The following is a 16,835-nucleotide window of genomic DNA, read 5'->3' as shown; positions in this document are numbered from 1 at the left end:
ATAACCCGATCTTTCAACGCCCCGGCTGTTTATCAGCCGGGGTTTTTCAATTTATTTCACGAATGAACGTTTTTCGACGCAGCCGTTTCACGATCTGATTTATGCATATCAAGGATTGTAACTGCGTTAACTGCATATCTGTGTCGAATAAATGTCACAATTCGAAACTTGAAAATTTTCGAAAATGAACTATTTATCATCGCAAAGAGTTTCCCTTCTGCGATGAGAGGCCCCCATGGCTTGTACTTCACCCTACGATCTGATCATTATTGGCGGCGGCATTAACGGTGCCGGGATTGCGCGGGATGCGGCGGGCCGGGGCCTGAAAGTCCTGCTATGTGAAAAGGATGATCTGGCCAGTGCAACCTCATCGGCCAGTACCAAGCTGATCCACGGGGGTTTGCGCTATCTTGAACACTACGAATTCCGTCTGGTGCGCGAAGCCCTGACGGAACGTGAAGTGTTGCTCGGTAACGCGCCGCATATCATCTGGCCGCTGCGGTTTGTTCTGCCGCACCGCCGCGACCTGCGTCCGGCCTGGATGATCCGGTTGGGATTGTTCCTGTATGACCATCTTGGCGGGCGCAAAAAGCTTCCGGCGTCCGAAGGCATTTCATTTGCCAAGCATGTCGCGGGCGAACCGCTGCGCGATGATATGACCAAGGGGTTTGTGTATTCCGATTGCTGGGTCGATGATGCGCGCCTTGTAGTGCTGAACGCGATGGATGCCAAGGACAAAGGGGCGGAAATCCTGACCCGGACCGAATGCGTTGGTGCAAACCGTTCCGGCGATATCTGGAACGTCACCCTGCGCGATCAGGAAAGTGGTGAAAACCGTATGGTTTCCGGCCGCATGCTGATCAATGCGGCCGGGCCGTGGTGTGCTGATCTGATCAATCCGGAAAAGGGTGTGGTCAAATCCGATACCAAGGCCAACATCCGTCTGGTCAAGGGCAGCCACATCGTTGTGCCCAAGATGTTTGATCATGATTTCTGCTATATCTTCCAGAACGGTGATGGCCGCATCGTTTTTGCCATCCCCTATGAGGGTGACTTTACCCTGATCGGGACCACGGATATTGATTTCAAGGGTGATCCGGCCAAGGTCAAAATTGATCAGGATGAAATCGATTACCTGTGCAAACTGGCCAGTGGCTATTTCAAAAAGCCCGTTGCATCCGATGATGTCGTCTGGACCTATTCCGGCGTGCGTCCGCTTTATGCTGGCGACGGCGAAGCTGGCGAAGGCGAGAGTGCATCAAAGGTTTCGCGTGATTACACCCTGAAGCTTGAAGCAAACGCGCACAAGGCTCCGGCACTGCATGTGTTTGGCGGCAAGATCACCACCTATCGCAAGCTTGCCGAACATGCCCTTCAGATCATTTCCAAGGAACTGGACACCAAGGATACGCCGTGGACGGCAAATGCCGTGCTTCCGGGCGGCGATTTCCCTCATGCGTCCTATGAGGCGGCCTTTGCCGACTATGCCGCACGCTATGACTGGATGGATGCCGTGATGCTCAAGCGCCTGCTGCGCGCCTATGGCACACGGATCGAACAGATCGTTGGTGACGCCAAGGCGATGGGCGATCTTGGCAAATGCTATGGCCATGATCTTTATGAGGCAGAGGTTGGCTATTTGATGGATCAGGAATGGGTGCGCGACATCGATGACCTGATCTGGCGGCGGTCCAAGCTTGGCTTGCGGTTGTCTGCCGATCAGATTTCTGCCCTGCGTAACCGACTGGCGCCGGAAAAACCCGGTCAAACATCGGTCGCGGCAGAATAGACTCTAGGACCGGTTAACGGTCAGCTCACTGCGCAGGGGTTCAAGCATCCTGCGCAGTTCTTCCTTGCGGGGCGGCGTAATATCGCGCCAATCATGATCGTGGATGGCACCTTCAAGCGCATAAAGGTAATTCACGCTGATCTTCTTTTCGCTGCCAAAGCGAAACAGCAACCGGCGTGTTGTTTCCTCAATCCCTGTGGTGACAAGCTGGTCACGGGTTTTAATCCCGATTTCGCGCAACTCACGCGATGATGTCGGGCCGATATTGCGCAGCTTTTCAGGTTTCATGATCGGCTTATTCCCGTGATCAGCGATCGGCAGGCGGTGTGTCGATATCCTTTTGCATGACGGTCACGTCAAGCGCGCGATAGCCAAGATGGCGATAGAAGTCCTGCGTTGCACGGTTTTCCGAGCGGACCATCAACTGCATGCGCCAGACACCCTGGTCACGCAACCAGTTCTCGCCGATTTCCATCAGGGTGCGACCCAGTCCCGATTTCTGGTGGCTGGGCATAACGGCAAGGTAATAGATCCAGCCGCGATGACCATCGTGGCCGACCATCACCGAACCCATAATGTTATCACTGTTATCTTCCCAGACCAGAAGTGTTGCCTCTGCCGCGTTCAGGGCAAATTTTACATCCCATTCCGGCGGGTTGTAGGGGCGATAAAGCCCGGTTTCCTGCCAAAGTTTCGTCAGGGCCGGAATGTCATCAAGGGTGGCGGTGCGCGGCGTTGGTTTAAGGGCGATGGTTGTCATCAATGGTTCTTTCGTGGGGATATCAAATGCGAAGAATGATCGGTGCTAGCAGGGTGGTCAAACCCAAATCTGTTATATGCCCATGATATTGAACAAAAAACGCCCTCAAGGAAAACCTTGAGGGCGCAGGGAGTGGTCCGGGCTATCGGTTGGGGGGAAGTGCCCGGACCGGGGTGGGGACGGTTTCAGGTGTGTTTGGCCGTTGGATTAGCTGATCGGACGGCCAGTCACACGGCTGAGTTCCATTTCGCGAACAATGTCACCGGCCTGATTGGTGACGGTCGCGTTATACGTTCCACGCGGGGTTTCGGTGATATCCCCAATTTTCAGATCCCCGTTGCCAAACCGGATGACCATGGCATTGGCCAGAAGGGTGATCTGATCGGTGTTGTAACTGCGGTTGTAGCGGTCCGACGGATCGGGGCGCGCCATCAGCTTGCGCAACTCGCGGCGTTGACTGCGTTCCATATGGCCGCTTTTGGCATCAAACTTGACGACTTTAACGACATTGCCTTCGGCATTGACCAGCAAAACATCAATCTTGCCCGGTTCTTCGGCCATAAGGGCGTCGCCGGTTGTCAGGTTGACCGTACCGGTTTTCAGCAGCATCGCGTCCATCAGGATGCGGGCCTCGCCCGGGGTCAGTGGCACGGCACGTTCACGGTTTTCACGATGCGATTTTTCGCCTTTGTGATGTTCGCTGTGTTTCCCTTCAAATTTTCCTTTTGGGGAACCGCCGTCAAACATCGCCCATTCACTTTGTGCGCCATGTCCGCCCGGGGCGGCATATGCTGTTGCAATCGGTGTTGCGAGAATGCTTGTGGCAATCAGGGCAGCGGCAAGTTTCAAAGCATTTTTGTGTTTCATGATAAAACCTCTTTTGGGTGGGGGATCGTTCGTTGAGGCCTGTTATCGCTGATGATTGTCGCGAAATGATCCCGGAAAACCGGCAAATTGGTCGCAAGGTTTGTCAAAATGACGAAATGCGACAATCTGATACAAATTGCTGTTTCTGGGATGGACATCGACGCGTTAGGTTAGGATCAAGAAGCGACGTAATCTGATTTCAGGACCCCTTATGAGCGACCAGCCCCATATTCTTGTTGTTGATGACCATCGCGATATTCGTGACCTTCTTGGGCGATATTTGCGCCAGCACGAATACCGTGTGTCTCTGGCATCCGATGGTCGTGAGTTGCGGAAGTTGATGGCTGATGACATCGCCCCGGATCTGATTGTCCTTGATTTGATGATGCCGGGCGAAGATGGGCTCAGCCTGTGTCGCTGGCTGCGGGAAAATCATGATGTGCCAGTGGTCATGCTGACCGCCCTTGGCGAGGAAACCGACCGCATCATCGGGCTTGAAATGGGGGCGGATGATTATCTGGCAAAGCCGTTTAATCCGCGCGAATTGCTTGCGCGCGTAAAAGCCGTGATGCGACGTGCCCAAAGTCTTCCGGTCGGGCGCAAGGGACCTCTGCCCGGTGGGCAGGTTCATTTTGATCGCTGGATACTTGATCGCACGCGCCATGAACTGCGCGATGCCAATGATGTGATGGTCCCGCTTAGTGCCGGTGAATACGGCTTGCTTTGCGCCTTTGTCGAACATCCCAACATGGTGCTTAACCGCGACCAGTTGCTTGATCTGACACGCGGGCGTGAAGCCATTCCGTTTGATCGCAGCATTGATAATCAGGTCAGCCGTCTGCGCAAAAAGATCGAACATGATGCGAAAAACCCGACCCTGATCAAAACCGTCTGGGGCGGGGGATACATGTTTACCTGCGAGGTGGCGGAGAAATGAACAGACGCCGCCTGATAAAACGTCTGTGGCCGCAAAGCCTGACCGCGCAGCTTGTGTGTCTGTTGCTGGGGGCGATTATACTTACCCATATCGTGCTTGGGGTCATGCTGGCAGACGAGCGCCGCGATGCCGTGGCATCTGAACGTCGTGGCAATGCATTGTCCCGTGTGGCGGCGATTTCACGGATACTGACCACCACGCCACAGGAAAACTGGCGCGATGTTTTGCGTGTTGCGCAATCGGCGCAAACCCGGTTGCGTGTCCTTGATCCGGCCGAACTGCCCGACAGCACCGGCAAAGGCCGTGGGGGCAGCCATGATGAAGGTGGGTTAAGTGACCGGCTAAACGCATTTCTTGGTACCACGCCCGATAATCCTGCACAGGTTTTTGTTCTGTCCGAGGATGCCTGTTGGAAGCACAAAAAATCGCTGCTTCAAGCCAAAAATGTGTTTATGAACGGCCATGCATCATCTTCGGGAAATGCGGATTACAAGGATGCAGAAGACGCAGAAGACGTTCTTGAAGATGCGAAGGAAGCCCGCGGTGAAAGGTTCGAACATCCGGAAAACGCACATGACCGGCCTTATGGTGGCATAAAAGCCCCTTGGGCTTTGCGCTATATGGAACGTTTTGACTGTCACGCGTCTCCGGTCATGCAGCTTGTCGTGCCGATCACATCGACTGTCACCCATGCAGACGGCACGGTCGCGTCGTCAACCGTCTGGCTGGAAGCCATGATCGGCGGCATGATGCCCCCGCCAAGGTTTGTGGTCGATAATCTGTTGCGCGTTTTGCTTTCTGCCGTGGTGATTGCGGTGATCGCATTTGTGCTGGCCCGGCGCATATCAAGGTCCTGGGGATTGTTGACCCAGGCGGCGGACCGGGTCGGGCGCGGTGATTATCCCGAACCGGTTCCTGAAACCGGTCCGATTGAAATCCGCCGTGCGGCCAAGGCGTTTAACCGCATGACCGCACGCCTTAAACGGTTTGTCGAAGATCGTACACGGATGCTGGCTGCGATTTCGCACGATTTGCGTACGCCGATTACGTCTTTGCGTTTGCGCGCAGAATTTGTCGATGATCCTGAAAACCGGGCACGGATCATTGAAACACTGGACGAGATGGAACAAATGGTCGAAGCGGCCATGACCTTTGCCCGCGAAGAAACTGCCAATGAGGAAACCCGCAAGATTGATTTGACTGCCCTTGTTGAATCTGCGGTCGAGGATTTGGCTGAAACCGGACGACCAATCCATTTTGCCGGTTCCGTCGAAGCGCGGGTCTATCCGTGTCGGCCTTTGTCGATTAAACGGGCGTTTGGCAATCTGGTATCCAATGCGCTGAAGTTTGCGACCACGGTCGAGGTGACTGTACGCGATGCCGACGACGGCGGATTGTGGATCGAAATTGCCGATGACGGCCCGGGCATCGCCATTGATCAGCGCGAACAGGTGTTTGAGCCTTTCTTCCGGGTTGAGGAATCACGCAATCGTGACACCGGTGGCATTGGCCTGGGGATGGCGATTGCACGAACCGCCGTTCGGGCACATGGCGGGGAAATTTATCTTGAAGATGCCCCGCAGGGCGGACTTCTGGCACGTATTTACCTGCCGCCCGCACGCCCCTAAAACACTGATATTGCACCTCTTTGGTCGCCGGATGTTTCCGGTGGAGCAAGGGGCTGCCGGTTTTTGTCGAATTGCCCTTGCAATACTAATGACCAATAGTCATTTATGTGGCGAGAAAATCAATGTTTCCAAATCAACAATTGCGAATTTGCATTGCTGTTCTATCTAGGCGATGCAACAATTAAGAATACGGATGGACGGAGCGGACGATGGGCAATGATCAGAACTCGACAGGTGTGGTAACCGCGCTACCTGGTACCAACAACGCGCAAGCTGCGCGCGGTTTCGTGCGATCTGTCAATGACTGGCTGATGGAATGTGCACTTGATGATACCGACATCAAGGACCTTCTTTCAGGCATGGCAAGCCGCCTTGTCGCGTCGGGCATCCCCGTTGACCGGGTGATGGTTTCATTTAAAACCCTGCATCCGCTTTACGAAGGTGTTTCCTATATCTGGACCAAGGAAAATGGCCAGATCGAACGCACCAACCACATGGGCGACGATGAAAAAGACAATGGCTGGACCGAAAGCCCGATGAAGTGGATGCTTGAAAATGACGTCAGCTTTATGCGCCGTCATCTCATTGGTCCAAGTGCTGTTGTTGATTTCCCGGTCCTTGAAAGTTTCCGTAAAAGACGCGGCACCGATTACTATGCCCTGATGACACCGTTTGTCACCGACCGTGACAGCACGCTTAACAGCAACCGCATTTTCATGACCTATCTGACCCGTCGACCCAGCGGTTTCTCGGACGAGGACCTTGCAATCCTGTCAGGGATTCAGCGTCGTTTTGCCGTGTCGTGCAAGATGCGCATCAACCATGAAGAAACCAGCACCATCCTTGAGACTTATCTTGGCTCGGACGCGGGTGGGCGTGTGCGCAATGGTCAGATCAAACTGGGCGATAGCACCAAAACCCGCGCCGTGATCTGGTTTTCCGATATGCGCAATTCAACATCGGTTGCGACCCATGTGGGTGACGATGCCTTTCTTGGCGAAATGAACGATTTCTTTGCCGCGACCGCCGGGGCAGTGCTCAAACACGGTGGGCAGGTTCTGCGTTATATCGGGGATGCGACATTGGCGATTTTCCCGATTGATGAGGATGACAACAATCTTGAAAATGCCTGTGTGTCTGCACTCTATGCCGCGGCCGAAGCACAATTGAACATCGATGAGCTTAATGCCAAACGTGAAGCCGAAGGCAAATTGCCGTTTGATTACGGGCTGGGCATGCATGTCGGGGATGTGATTTACGGCAATGTCGGTGTGTCTGAGCGTGTGGACTTTACCGTGGTTGGTCAGGCGGCCAATGAGGCAGCCCGTATCGAGCAGCTTACCAAACAGCTTGGCAAACGGGTTCTGGTCAGCCAGACCGTCGCAAGCTTCATTTCCTGCCCGACAGCAGAGATGGGGGCTTATGAACTTCAGGGAACCGGGGTCAGCGTCAAGCTGTTTGCCCCGGACTTCTCGGAAGCCTGCCACCGGATTGAACTGATGCGCGCGGGCTAGTTCTTTCAGGCCAGATTATCAAAGTCCTTCACCACTGAACTGGCAGACGTGCCGACCTTTGAAAAGGTGGTTTGGGCGTCACCGACTGCCTTGGTTGCGGCTTCGATGATTTTGGAATAGGGATCAACTTCCTTTGTCGCGAGCATCTGTTGCATGGCGACACCGGTGGTGGCGGATGCCATTGACATGATGTTGCGCAGATAATCGGTTGAATCCTGAACCGCATAGGCCGCCGCCTGGGAGACTTTTTGATAGGCAACCCCGTTTGCACCGGGGATGGCCCCGTTCAAAACAGCGTGGTTGGTGGTGCCGACGGCCTGAACAATTTGCGGATTAAGCGCGGTGCTAAGCGGCGGGGTGCCAGATGCGCTGCCTGCATCAGATCCATCCGAACCACTTTCTGACCCACTGTCTGACCCGCTTTCCGAGCTGCTGCTATCATCGCCGGAGCCGCTGGCTGAACCGCTGTCATCGGATTTGCCGCCAGCCTCGGCTTTGCTGCTGTCCGTACTTGAGGCTGCATTTGACGTGCTATCATCACCGTTGGTTTTGCTTGCATCGTCGCTTTCGGTTTTCGAGCTGTCGTTTGCGGTGTTGTCATCGTCTGCCATCGTAAACCTCGTGCGGGGCTGGTGGGTAGACTTGCACATGTGACGCAAAATGCGCGCCCGTGCGGTGGTTGTGCGTGATCAGGGGGCTTGTCAGTCAGATCCGGTCAGCCGCCTTCGCCGCCTTTGCCGCCCATGCCGCCCCCGGAACTGTCCAAGATCATCTTGCAGGCGCTGGACGTTACGGCGTTGCCAATCTGTTGCAGCCCGCCTTGGGTTTGCATGGCGTTTTGCATCGACAGACTGATGGAATGGGCCATCGTCTGATACACAAGGCCCATGGCCTGTGCCGGCGCTTCACCCAGAACCTTGACGTTGTTCTGTGTCACCGCGTCGGTGATTTGTGAATTTACAGGGGTGTTGTCTGCCATTTCACGCCCTCATGTTTGTGACCATTGCCGGTTCGCAGATGCGCCGGCGGGTCAGGTGCCTAGCGGCGGGTTGCTGCCAAAATTACGAGAAGTGTCAAAAGCGTATCGCTGTTGTCAGACCGTCCGAGTTTTGCGGTGGCCTGTGCGCCAGCCATCGTGTTGACAGAGTAAAGCTGCATCACGCCCTGGTTGGTTGCCGCCTGCGAACACATTGATGCCTGTTGCTGTGCCTGCACGGCATTTTGAAACAGGATGGATGTTGAATGTGCCGCACTTTGATAGATCGAGCCCATCGCATTGGCGGGTGCGGATCCAAGAACACTGACTGAACTTTGGGTGACTGCGTCGGTAATCTGACCGTTCACCGGTGTTGGAATAGCCATGTTATCCTCCGAAAAAGCGGTCCGGATGACCGCACATCTTTAGACGGGCAACGCGAAGGTTTGTGATCAAATTCATCGGATTACCCGCCTGCCTGGGCTGTGATCATCGCTACGAGCTTTGATGTCGCCGTATTGACGACCTGCTGCATGTTGCCCTGGGTCAGCGTTGCGTTTTCCATCGCCAGTCCCGTGGCATGTGAATGCGACTGCATGGCAATGGAAACCGCCTGTGCGGGGCTTTCACCCAGAACCTTGACGTTGGTCTGGGTGACAGCATCGGTGACTTGTGGGTTGACGATATCATTCATGCTTCGTCCTCTGTCTCTTCACCGTCATCGTCGTCGTTCGGACCGTCCTGCCCGGAATGGCCAGTTCCATCTCCGAGGAACCGTTCGTCCAGATCGCCCCAGATGTCGCGATGCCAGGGGGCCGCTGTTTGCGCATCGTCGTCTTCATCTTCATCGTCCGGATCGTCAAGGTTCATGCCGTCCGGGCGGGGTTTCATTTTCAGGTGGGATTGTTGTTCGAATCCGAATGCGGGCGACGGCGCGCCGGTTGGGGCTGCGTAAAAAAATTTGGTTTGCTGTCCTGAACCGACAGGGTGGCCTTGGCGCACTCCATCGTGGTGGCAAGGCTGGCAACCGACTGTTGCTGTTGTTCATTGACCATATTGGCAAACAGGATGCCCTGCGCCTGGGCCTGCGACAGATAGGACTGCATTGCTCCCATGGCCGGGCCATTGGCAATGACGGATGTGTTGGTTTGGGTCACGCTATCGGTGATCTGTTCGTCGACTTCGCTTTGGCTGCTCATCGGAATGATCCTTATTTGTTGCCGCGGTTCATCATTTGCAGAACGCTTTGGGTCATGGTCGTCATGCCGATCATGGCGTTTTGCTTTTGGGCGGACACCATGTTCGCCATCAGAATGTTTTGGGATTGGGTCTGGCCAAGCATGGATTGCAGGGCGGCATACCCCGGCCCCGAACCCAGTGTCGCGACATTGGTCAGGGCAACACAGTCCGTGATCTGATCTGAGACCTCACACTTGTGGGGCTCTTCAGTCGAATCGAACCGGGGGTGTGCGGATTTCTTGCCGTTTTGCTCAGGGGGTGCCGCTGGCATGTCCTTCTCCTTGACTGGCGAAACAAGTACCTACCGTGATGACGCCGCATCGAACCATTTGTGATGGAAAAAGCCCGGCAAGCGATTGCATGCCGGGCCGGTTCGGCGGCGAAACCAATAGGGATGTTACGACACGGACGTTCCGGTCGTTGCCTTGAGTGCCGACAAAAGCGAAAGCATATTGTCGGGAACGTCGCTTGCGGCGAGCTTTGACGTCGCAACTGCACCCGCCATGGTGTCGACAGAATAAACCTGAATGACGCCCTGATTGGTGGCTGCTTGCGAAGAAATGCCAACCTGCTGCTGGGTACTGACAGCGTTCTCGTAGAGAATGCCATGAGAATGCGCCAGCGACTGGTAGAGCGAGCCCATGGCCATTGCCGGCGCGTCGCCCATCACCTTTACATTGGCCTGGGTGACGGCGTCGGTAATCATGCCATTGACCGGAGTGTTATCAGCCATTGTGTATCTCCTGGTTGCCTAAAGAAGTGCCGGATGGAAGTTATCCCTCGCAACCGGCCCTTTCCGCATGTCTTGCGGTCAATCAGTTGACGCAGGGCAAAGGGTGTTGTGACGTTAGGCCCTTAAAAAGCTGCGCTGTTTTGCCGTGGTGATGCGGATAAAAATCGGGCGGCCGCAAGGTGAATGCGACCGCCCGGTTTGTTGGGCCTGTTTGGGGGAATAAGGGGGAATCAGCTCTTGGTGGCCTGAAGAGCGGTCAGAAGCGAAAGCATGTTGTCGGGAACATCGCTTTTGGCAATCTTCGAGGTCGCAACCGAGTCTGCCATCGTATCGACCGAATAGATCTGGATGACGCCCTGGTTGGTTGCCGCCTGAGAGGTGATGCCGATCTGCTGCTGTGCGCTGACCGCGTTTTCATAAAGAATGCCGGTGGAATGTGCGAGGGACTGGAAAATAGAGCCCATTGCCATTGCCGGGGCATCGCCCAGAACTTTCACGTTAGCCTGGGTGACTGCATCAGTGATCTGACCATTTACCGGGGTCGGAATCGCCATTGTAAAGTCTCCTTCGTAAAGCTTTGCTGTGTGCTGCTTGCTGTTGTGATCCTGACGGGGTTTCGCCGTCCCGTTTTCAGTCTAAAGACGCTGGTGGTTTCGGGTTGTGACGCGTCTTTTCAATTTAGTTTTTGTTTTTTTCGTCAACGGCAGGCCGATATCAAAATGTCCGGCCTGCCGTTTCATTTTGGCGCGATTGATGGTTCCTGCCTATTGAATGCCTGCCGTTCTAAGATGTTCACGGGCAAGCTGAACGCGTTTGCGCACGGCACAGTTCGAAAGGCCCAATGCCTGTGCAATCTCGTCATAGGTTCGATCCTGCACGCAGCGCATCAAAAGCGGTTTGCGCAGTTTTTCCTGCATGGCAAGAAGGGCTGTTTCAAGCTGATCAAGTTTCTCGCCCGCCAAATAGGACTCTTCCGGGCTTGGCGTGATCGGCGCTGTCATCGGAGAAGGGGGCATGTCTGCTGCCCCATGGGTTTCTTCGCGATATTCCGCCTTGCGCCGGTTCTGTCGATGCAGATCAATGCAGGCGTTATGAACAATGCGCGATAGCCAGGCGCGGTGGTTGCGAATTTCATCCATGGAATCTTCGAACTTGGTTGATGCCTTGACCATGGCCTCGGACAACGCATCCTGCGCATCATCCATATTGCCTGACATCAGCTTCAGACATTGTTTTAACAGGCTGTCTTGCTGATCAATCCAAAGCGGCCAGAAATTCGGTGCAGCCGGCCCCGTGTGGGCGGCATCCTGGGGGCTGGTTGCAGCTTGGTGGTTGTAATCGACCTGCGGATTGTCATCAGGTGCCGGTTGTTCAAGCGGGGGTGCAACAGGTGGATGGGGAACCGGTTGACGCATGTTCGGGGCATGTTCGCCCGGTACCGCGCCGCGCAAGACATCAAGCGGTGTTGCATGGGGGGCTAAACCACCCAGTGCACCGGCAATAACATCTTCGGGGCTTGGCCCGCTGCGTGATGGTTCCAGCCCGGGAAAGCCTGCCAGTGGATTGAAATCTGCCGGATAACCGCGGGGTGGGCTGTATTGATTGGAGGGGGGCGTGGTGGTGGGGGGGTGCTGCGGGGATGGGGTTTCTGATCCGCTTGGCGTCGGTGCCTGCTGGGCGCTTGAGGCGGGCGACTGCGTGATGAAGTCGGCATCAAGTTCCTTGGCATTGCGATCACCCAAATCACCCAAACCACCCAAATCAAGTGGATCGTCTTTGGGTCGATCAGAAGTGGTTTGGCAATCATCATGTCCCTGATCAAAACAGGGATCTGATCCCGCGAGCTTCGCAAGATAGTCTTCTGCGATGCGCGCACGTTGTTCTGGTTTCAACCGTGACCAGATCGAGGTCACCTTGTCACCATCCCCCAAAGCCTGATTAAGGGTCTGCTCCAGGCTTTGGGCAAAGCTGAGCTCTGCTTGTGTCAGGGTTGTCTCATCCTGCCGACTGTTCTTTTCATTCTGCACTATGGGCCCCTCCGGTTGATGGAATACAACCATAGGATGATAAACTTTTCAGGTATCCATTATGACGTAGCTTTAACTCGATTGTGAATAAAAAGTTTTGTGCATCTTTTGGTTGTGCTTCGGTGCGCGGCAAGATTGCCATCGCATTCGGGCTTTGGAGCTTTGGGACGCTCTGGTCGCGCATTGGTGCGCTTGTTATCGTGTTTATGGACGGTTGGTTTCGCGAAGTGGTCCTGACCTGATCAGTCAGGTTTTCTTGCTGCTTCCAGAACGGCGGTTGCCGGATCTGGTTTTGGGGTGTTGTGTGTCACTTTCCTGATCCTGGGGCGGGAAGGCATTGGCAAGTGCCGTTTCCACTTTTGCCGACAGAGCCTGCATCCGAAGATCAATTTCACGGGTAATGATATTGCGGATTTCATTGGCGATATCGAACATGATCTGTTGATCGCTGTACTGATTTGGGTCGGATGCCATGTGGGGTGCCCCCTGTGGCGGGTGACCGGTTGCGGCTTGTGGCTGCGCATGTGCCTGCCCGGTATTCTGGGCGCCGATCGGCGGTTGAGGGGCCTGGGCGCCGGCTTTTACATCCGTGGCATGATTGGCAATGGTATTTTTTTGATCAAGAACCTGCGCACGGGCGCGCTCGGCGGCCTGTGACATGGCCTGCTGCGTTGCCATGTATTCCTGATTGAACGCCTTTCTGACGGCGTCCTTTCGCCCGCTTGCCGTGGCGATATCATTTTGCGCCTGACCAGACATCAGGTGCCTCCCTTGGTGTTGCGATTTGAACTGCTGCTGTTTGTGGGTTTGGTCGCGTTATCTGTGCCGCCCGTCTTGCCTTTTGCCGGGCGACTGGCTGGTTTGCTGCCCGATGATTTCGATGCGGGCGCGGATGGGGGGCTTTCTACTGTATCCGTTTTGCCAACTGATGAACCGCTTTTGGTGCCAGTTGGACTGGATGTGTCAGAGTTGCTAACCACTGCGGGCAGCATGAAGCCGTATTTTTCCAGATCGTTTTCGTCGGGAATATCAGAAAGCCCGGTCAGGCTTGTTTCCAGACGGCCACTGCTGTTGGCAATCATGCTTGCCGCCCGGCAGGCGGAATTATCGCTTTGCGCACTGCAGGTCAGGATGGCCGTTGGGGTGCTGGCCTTGGCATCGGTTACAAGCTGGGCCGTGACGTCAAACCCGGTTTCCCGATCATAACGCACCAGAACAACCAGCCCGGCGCCATTGTCACCCTCTGCCGGTGGGGTGATCTGCACCCAGAAAGGAATGGTGTGGTTCGGGCCAATCAGAATGGTGCCGGCAACAACCGGGCTGGGCAGGGCACCAACATATTCCAGCTCGACCGGGATTGGTGCGCGATCTGCAAAGACCAGCCGGATCAAAGCGCGGTTCGGGGTGGTCTCGCTTGATGTGGCTCCAACCGTTTGTTCCAGATGAATGGCATAGGGACCGCCACTGAATGTTGGAACTTCCGACAGATGCGTGCCGCTGGTGTCTTCGAGCGTCGTATCGAACACAACCGCACGCAAATGCGATGGCTGACTTGAAGGCAGTGAAACAGAAAGCTCCGACAGCGCATCAGATGAAGGTCCGACATGCAGGCACCATTTGCGCAGCGATTGGGGAACATCGGTTGCGCACAGTCTGGCGGCAACGGCGATTTGTGCCGGGGTGTGCATCGGTGAAAGCGCGGCATTTTGTGTCATGCTGATCAACCAGTCCGGATCACTTGCACCAGCTGTGGTTTTACCCTGCAGGGACGGCATGGCGGTCCGAAACATGTCATCCTTGATGACCGGGCCGCTCAGGTCTGTTGTACTGCCGTCGCTGTGTGTGGTGGTGACGCCCCATTGCGGATCAGTGCCCTGCGTGGTTGGGGTGGCATCACTATGGCCGGTTTGCCGGCTGCCGGGATCACCATATGCTTCATGTATCTCGGCGTTCAGATTGGCAGTTGGCGTTGGCGTGCTGGCGTTCCCATCAAGCAGGAAACGTTGAATGATCTGAAACGCGGTTTCGGTTGGCTGCTGTTGCGCATCTTCCGTGGCGGATTGGTTCGCGGTCACTTCCGGCAAACCAAAATCCCGGCAAAGAGCGGCCATCATATCCATGGCGGCTTGTTCCGGGCTTGCGGCTGCAAGCGGTTCTGTTGGTTCCTGAAGGTTGTTTTCGGCATCCGCCGCACTGGCTTCCGGTGCGTTCTGCGTGGCATCGGATTTGGCGTTGGCCTTACCCTGTTTGGGTGCGTCACTGTCAGTCATGCATGCAATCCCCAGTGGTGCCTCACAGCGTCGGTCAGACCGTGTCAAAAAGCCGCCGATCTGCTGAAAGGAGTTTAACGGTTCCTTGCAAACAGACGGGTTTGTACTGGAAATGTGAAAAGATTTGCATGGTCCGGGCATCCCGAAAGGGATCATTCCCGGTTGTGTTTTGGGTCAAAAAACACAAAACCCCGCTCGGGTATACCCGGCGGGGTTTTGTAAATCAAAATGGTGCTGGCGATAGGATTTGAACCTACGACCTACGCATTACGAATGCGTTGCTCTACCAGCTGAGCTACGCCAGCACGATTCATTTTGTGGCGCGGAAAATACGGACAATAACCCGCCTTGGCAAGAGGTTTGTTGTTCTTTTTGCCAACAAATGCATGACGTCCCCCCAGGCCGGAAAATCATGGCAGACAACGGGAATATCACATTGACCACACTGTAGATATCAGGCTTAGATGTGCGCCGTTAAAATTCAAGTGCGGGAACAGATCATGTGTCGTTGGCTAAGTTATATCGGTGATCCGGTTTATCTGGAAAAATTGGTGTTTGAGCCGCGTCATTCGCTGGTCGAGCAAAGCCTGCATGCCGAACAGGCCAAGACGCCAACCAATGGCGACGGGTTTGGCATCGGCTGGTATGACGAACGCACCACACCGGGGCTGTATCGCGAAATCCTGCCGGCCTGGAATGACCCCAATCTGCGATCCCTTGCCCATCACATCAAATCGGGGCTGTTCTTTGCCCATGTGCGCGCGTCCACGGGGACACACACCACGCGCACCAATTGCCACCCGTTTGCCCATGACCAATATCTGTTCATGCATAACGGCCAGATTGGCGATTATCCGCTGGTGCGTCGTGCCCTTGAAATGATGATCGACGATGAATTTTACGAAGGCCGACAGGGATCAACCGATAGCGAACTGATCTTTTGCCTGATGCTGACTCTTGGCTTGCGCGATGACCCACACCGCGCCATTCGCCGCACGATCGAGGTCGTGGAAAATGAAATGAAGCTGCGCGGCGCAAAGGCTCCGTTCCGTTTCACCGCCTGCCTGTCAAACGGCAACAGCATCTGCGCCATCCGCCATGCCAGCGACGACAAGCCGCCATCGCTGTATTGGCGCAAACGCGATGATCACGTGATTGTCGTCTCTGAACCGCTCGATACCGAAAGCGACAGCTGGAAGGCCGTTGCCCCCAACCATACCTTGCATGTTGAAGGTGATCTGACCATCAGCGAAGAGGCAACGCTTGCCTGCTGATTACGACACAACAACAATCTGACAACGTGACTTGACCAAGGCGCGTTGCAGGGCATCTCCGGGCGGGGTGTTGAGCAATACGGTTTGATAATCGCTCGCGTGGCCGTCACGGCAAAGCGCTTTGCGCCCGACTTTTTTCTCGTCGATCATCAGAATTGCGTGATCGCAACATGATACCAGCGCGCGACGCGCACGGACTTCATCCATGTTGAAGTCCAATAGGTCGCCTTCGTCACTCATCCCGCCGACGCTGACGATGCCGAAATCCGCACGCATGCTGCCAAAGAAATCTGCACTATCAGCCCCGATGATATCAAGGTCACGGGTGCGGACTGTTCCGCCCGCAAGCCTAAGGGTGACATTCGGTGCGTTCTGCAGGGTCATCACCACATGCAGGTTGTTTGTGAGAACCGTTAAATTGCGATGGGATGCCAGATGCTGGGCGGCGAGTTCGGCGGTGGTGCCGGTGCCAATCGCAATTGTGCAGCCCTCCGGGATCAGGTCCGCTACCTTGGCGGCAATTGCCATTTTCCCCGTCCGGTTCCAGACTTCGCGTTTTTCATAGGCCGAGTTATCCGGATCCGGGGCCGGACCGGCAAGGCCATGGCGGCGAAACACGCGCCCCTGTTCATGCAGATCACGCAGATCGGTGCGAATGGTCTGGACCGAGACGTTAAATCGGCGTGCCAGTTCCTCGACCGCCATGAAGCCGGTCGATTTGACAAGGGCGACGATACGGTCGCGTCGGCGGTCAAGAGGCACTGGATCGGGAGTCTTGGACACTTTTGGTCTTTCGTTCGAAAGTTATGATTTCGCTTGTG

21 protein-coding genes and 1 tRNA gene are annotated in these 16,835 nt (G+C 55.2%); 5 read left to right on the top strand and 17 right to left on the bottom strand.

What is annotated here, in order from left to right; genetic code table 11:
• Positions 1–235: 235 nt before the first annotated feature.
• Positions 236–1,789 carry a glycerol-3-phosphate dehydrogenase gene (gene glpD / locus JF44_RS0104145; RefSeq protein ID WP_033067658.1) on the top strand — a complete coding sequence of 518 codons (1,554 nt, stop codon included), beginning with the start codon at positions 236–238 and terminating at the stop codon, positions 1,787–1,789.
• Positions 1,790–1,792: 3 nt separating this feature from the next.
• On the opposite strand, the gene JF44_RS0104140 is transcribed toward glpD, so the two are convergent.
• The 3 genes from JF44_RS0104140 to JF44_RS0104130 form a co-directional block, all read right to left on the bottom strand.
• Positions 1,793–2,077, bottom strand: coding sequence for a TfoX/Sxy family DNA transformation protein (locus JF44_RS0104140; RefSeq protein WP_052065428.1), 285 nt, complete (start codon positions 2,075–2,077; stop codon positions 1,793–1,795).
• 19 nt (positions 2,078–2,096) lie between these two features.
• Positions 2,097–2,549 carry a GNAT family acetyltransferase gene (locus JF44_RS0104135; RefSeq protein WP_052065427.1) on the bottom strand — a complete coding sequence of 151 codons (453 nt, stop codon included), beginning with the start codon at positions 2,547–2,549 and terminating at the stop codon, positions 2,097–2,099.
• 207 nt (positions 2,550–2,756) lie between these two features.
• Positions 2,757–3,416, bottom strand: coding sequence for a hypothetical protein (locus JF44_RS0104130; RefSeq protein WP_033067657.1), 660 nt, complete (start codon positions 3,414–3,416; stop codon positions 2,757–2,759).
• A 211-nt stretch (positions 3,417–3,627) separates the two neighbouring features.
• Between JF44_RS0104130 and JF44_RS0104125 the strand changes: the two genes are divergently transcribed.
• The 3 genes from JF44_RS0104125 to JF44_RS0104115 all read left to right on the top strand — a co-directional run bounded on the left by JF44_RS0104125 (position 3,628) and on the right by JF44_RS0104115 (position 7,495).
• Entirely contained in the window at positions 3,628–4,353 is a 726-nt protein-coding gene (locus JF44_RS0104125) for a response regulator (RefSeq protein ID WP_033067656.1), read from the top strand.
• A complete protein-coding gene (locus tag JF44_RS0104120) occupies positions 4,350–5,981 on the top strand; it encodes an ATP-binding protein (RefSeq protein WP_033067655.1) in 1,632 nt (543 codons plus the stop codon). Before JF44_RS0104125 ends, JF44_RS0104120 begins: the two co-directional genes overlap by 4 nt.
• A gap of 209 nt (positions 5,982–6,190) precedes the next feature.
• Positions 6,191–7,495 carry an adenylate/guanylate cyclase domain-containing protein gene (locus tag JF44_RS0104115; protein WP_033067654.1) on the top strand — a complete coding sequence of 435 codons (1,305 nt, stop codon included), beginning with the start codon at positions 6,191–6,193 and terminating at the stop codon, positions 7,493–7,495.
• A 5-nt stretch (positions 7,496–7,500) separates the two neighbouring features.
• Here the strand turns inward: JF44_RS0104115 and JF44_RS20580 are convergent, their stop codons facing one another.
• The 13 genes from JF44_RS20580 to JF44_RS0104050 form a co-directional block, all read right to left on the bottom strand.
• Positions 7,501–8,106, bottom strand: a complete 606-nt coding sequence (locus JF44_RS20580; RefSeq protein ID WP_052065426.1) for a hypothetical protein — start codon at positions 8,104–8,106, stop codon at positions 7,501–7,503.
• 104 nt (positions 8,107–8,210) lie between these two features.
• Positions 8,211–8,474, bottom strand: a complete 264-nt coding sequence (locus JF44_RS0104105) for a RebB family R body protein (RefSeq protein WP_033067653.1) — start codon at positions 8,472–8,474, stop codon at positions 8,211–8,213.
• 59 nt (positions 8,475–8,533) lie between these two features.
• Positions 8,534–8,857 (bottom strand): RebB family R body protein, encoded by a 324-nt coding sequence (locus JF44_RS0104100; protein WP_033067652.1) that lies wholly within the window; start codon positions 8,855–8,857, stop codon positions 8,534–8,536.
• An 80-nt stretch (positions 8,858–8,937) separates the two neighbouring features.
• Positions 8,938–9,165 (bottom strand): RebB family R body protein, encoded by a 228-nt coding sequence (locus tag JF44_RS0104095; protein ID WP_033067651.1) that lies wholly within the window; start codon positions 9,163–9,165, stop codon positions 8,938–8,940.
• Positions 9,162–9,362, bottom strand: a complete 201-nt coding sequence (locus tag JF44_RS0104090) for a hypothetical protein (RefSeq protein ID WP_033067650.1) — start codon at positions 9,360–9,362, stop codon at positions 9,162–9,164. Before JF44_RS0104090 ends, JF44_RS0104095 begins: the two co-directional genes overlap by 4 nt.
• Positions 9,363–9,364: 2 nt before the next feature.
• A complete protein-coding gene (locus JF44_RS19830; RefSeq protein ID WP_052065425.1) occupies positions 9,365–9,670 on the bottom strand; it encodes a RebB family R body protein in 306 nt (101 codons plus the stop codon).
• A gap of 11 nt (positions 9,671–9,681) precedes the next feature.
• The gene (locus tag JF44_RS0104080) at positions 9,682–9,981 is read right to left on the bottom strand and encodes a RebB family R body protein (RefSeq protein ID WP_033067649.1); all 300 of its coding nucleotides are present in this window, start codon (positions 9,979–9,981) and stop codon (positions 9,682–9,684) included.
• Between the two features lie 126 nt (positions 9,982–10,107).
• Positions 10,108–10,443, bottom strand: a complete 336-nt coding sequence (locus JF44_RS0104075) for a RebB family R body protein (protein ID WP_033067648.1) — start codon at positions 10,441–10,443, stop codon at positions 10,108–10,110.
• 230 nt (positions 10,444–10,673) lie between these two features.
• Entirely contained in the window at positions 10,674–10,997 is a 324-nt protein-coding gene (locus JF44_RS0104070; RefSeq protein ID WP_033067647.1) for a RebB family R body protein, read from the bottom strand.
• Between the two features lie 210 nt (positions 10,998–11,207).
• Positions 11,208–12,470 carry an RNA polymerase sigma factor gene (locus tag JF44_RS0104065; RefSeq protein WP_033067646.1) on the bottom strand — a complete coding sequence of 421 codons (1,263 nt, stop codon included), beginning with the start codon at positions 12,468–12,470 and terminating at the stop codon, positions 11,208–11,210.
• A 246-nt stretch (positions 12,471–12,716) separates the two neighbouring features.
• Entirely contained in the window at positions 12,717–13,229 is a 513-nt protein-coding gene (locus tag JF44_RS0104060) for a hypothetical protein (RefSeq protein ID WP_033067645.1), read from the bottom strand.
• Positions 13,229–14,740: a hypothetical protein gene (locus JF44_RS0104055; protein WP_156111587.1), complete on the bottom strand. Its 1,512-nt coding sequence runs from the start codon at positions 14,738–14,740 to the stop codon at positions 13,229–13,231. Before JF44_RS0104055 ends, JF44_RS0104060 begins: the two co-directional genes overlap by 1 nt.
• 229 nt (positions 14,741–14,969) lie before the next feature.
• Positions 14,970–15,045 (bottom strand) — tRNA-Thr (locus tag JF44_RS0104050).
• Positions 15,046–15,240: 195 nt separating this feature from the next.
• On the opposite strand from JF44_RS0104050, the gene JF44_RS0104045 reads away from it, so the two are divergent.
• Entirely contained in the window at positions 15,241–16,014 is a 774-nt protein-coding gene (locus JF44_RS0104045; protein WP_033067718.1) for a class II glutamine amidotransferase, read from the top strand.
• Here the strand turns inward: JF44_RS0104045 and JF44_RS0104040 are convergent, their stop codons facing one another.
• The gene (locus tag JF44_RS0104040; RefSeq protein WP_052065424.1) at positions 16,015–16,797 is read right to left on the bottom strand and encodes a DeoR/GlpR family DNA-binding transcription regulator; all 783 of its coding nucleotides are present in this window, start codon (positions 16,795–16,797) and stop codon (positions 16,015–16,017) included.
• Positions 16,798–16,835 lie beyond the last annotated feature (38 nt).

This window comes from Thalassospira australica, assembly GCF_000763295.1.
Classification (GTDB): Bacteria; Pseudomonadota; Alphaproteobacteria; order Rhodospirillales; family Thalassospiraceae; genus Thalassospira; species Thalassospira australica.
Note: the sequence above shows the minus strand (reverse complement) of the source record. Positions and strands in the feature narration are given on the sequence as shown.

Coding starts and splice junctions, on each gene's coding strand:
- glpD (WP_033067658.1), top strand. CDS start 236: ATGGCTTGTACTTCACCCTACGATCTGATCATTATTGGCGGCGGCATT.
- JF44_RS0104140 (WP_052065428.1), bottom strand. CDS start 2,077: ATGAAACCTGAAAAGCTGCGCAATATCGGCCCGACATCATCGCGTGAG.
- JF44_RS0104135 (WP_052065427.1), bottom strand. CDS start 2,549: ATGACAACCATCGCCCTTAAACCAACGCCGCGCACCGCCACCCTTGAT.
- JF44_RS0104130 (WP_033067657.1), bottom strand. CDS start 3,416: ATGAAACACAAAAATGCTTTGAAACTTGCCGCTGCCCTGATTGCCACA.
- JF44_RS0104125 (WP_033067656.1), top strand. CDS start 3,628: ATGAGCGACCAGCCCCATATTCTTGTTGTTGATGACCATCGCGATATT.
- JF44_RS0104120 (WP_033067655.1), top strand. CDS start 4,350: ATGAACAGACGCCGCCTGATAAAACGTCTGTGGCCGCAAAGCCTGACC.
- JF44_RS0104115 (WP_033067654.1), top strand. CDS start 6,191: ATGGGCAATGATCAGAACTCGACAGGTGTGGTAACCGCGCTACCTGGT.
- JF44_RS20580 (WP_052065426.1), bottom strand. CDS start 8,106: ATGGCAGACGATGACAACACCGCAAACGACAGCTCGAAAACCGAAAGC.
- JF44_RS0104105 (WP_033067653.1), bottom strand. CDS start 8,474: ATGGCAGACAACACCCCTGTAAATTCACAAATCACCGACGCGGTGACA.
- JF44_RS0104100 (WP_033067652.1), bottom strand. CDS start 8,857: ATGGCTATTCCAACACCGGTGAACGGTCAGATTACCGACGCAGTCACC.
- JF44_RS0104095 (WP_033067651.1), bottom strand. CDS start 9,165: ATGAATGATATCGTCAACCCACAAGTCACCGATGCTGTCACCCAGACC.
- JF44_RS0104090 (WP_033067650.1), bottom strand. CDS start 9,362: ATGAAACCCCGCCCGGACGGCATGAACCTTGACGATCCGGACGATGAA.
- JF44_RS19830 (WP_052065425.1), bottom strand. CDS start 9,670: ATGAGCAGCCAAAGCGAAGTCGACGAACAGATCACCGATAGCGTGACC.
- JF44_RS0104080 (WP_033067649.1), bottom strand. CDS start 9,981: ATGCCAGCGGCACCCCCTGAGCAAAACGGCAAGAAATCCGCACACCCC.
- JF44_RS0104075 (WP_033067648.1), bottom strand. CDS start 10,443: ATGGCTGATAACACTCCGGTCAATGGCATGATTACCGACGCCGTCACC.
- JF44_RS0104070 (WP_033067647.1), bottom strand. CDS start 10,997: ATGGCGATTCCGACCCCGGTAAATGGTCAGATCACTGATGCAGTCACC.
- JF44_RS0104060 (WP_033067645.1), bottom strand. CDS start 13,229: ATGTCTGGTCAGGCGCAAAATGATATCGCCACGGCAAGCGGGCGAAAG.
- JF44_RS0104055 (WP_156111587.1), bottom strand. CDS start 14,740: ATGACTGACAGTGACGCACCCAAACAGGGTAAGGCCAACGCCAAATCC.
- JF44_RS0104045 (WP_033067718.1), top strand. CDS start 15,241: ATGTGTCGTTGGCTAAGTTATATCGGTGATCCGGTTTATCTGGAAAAA.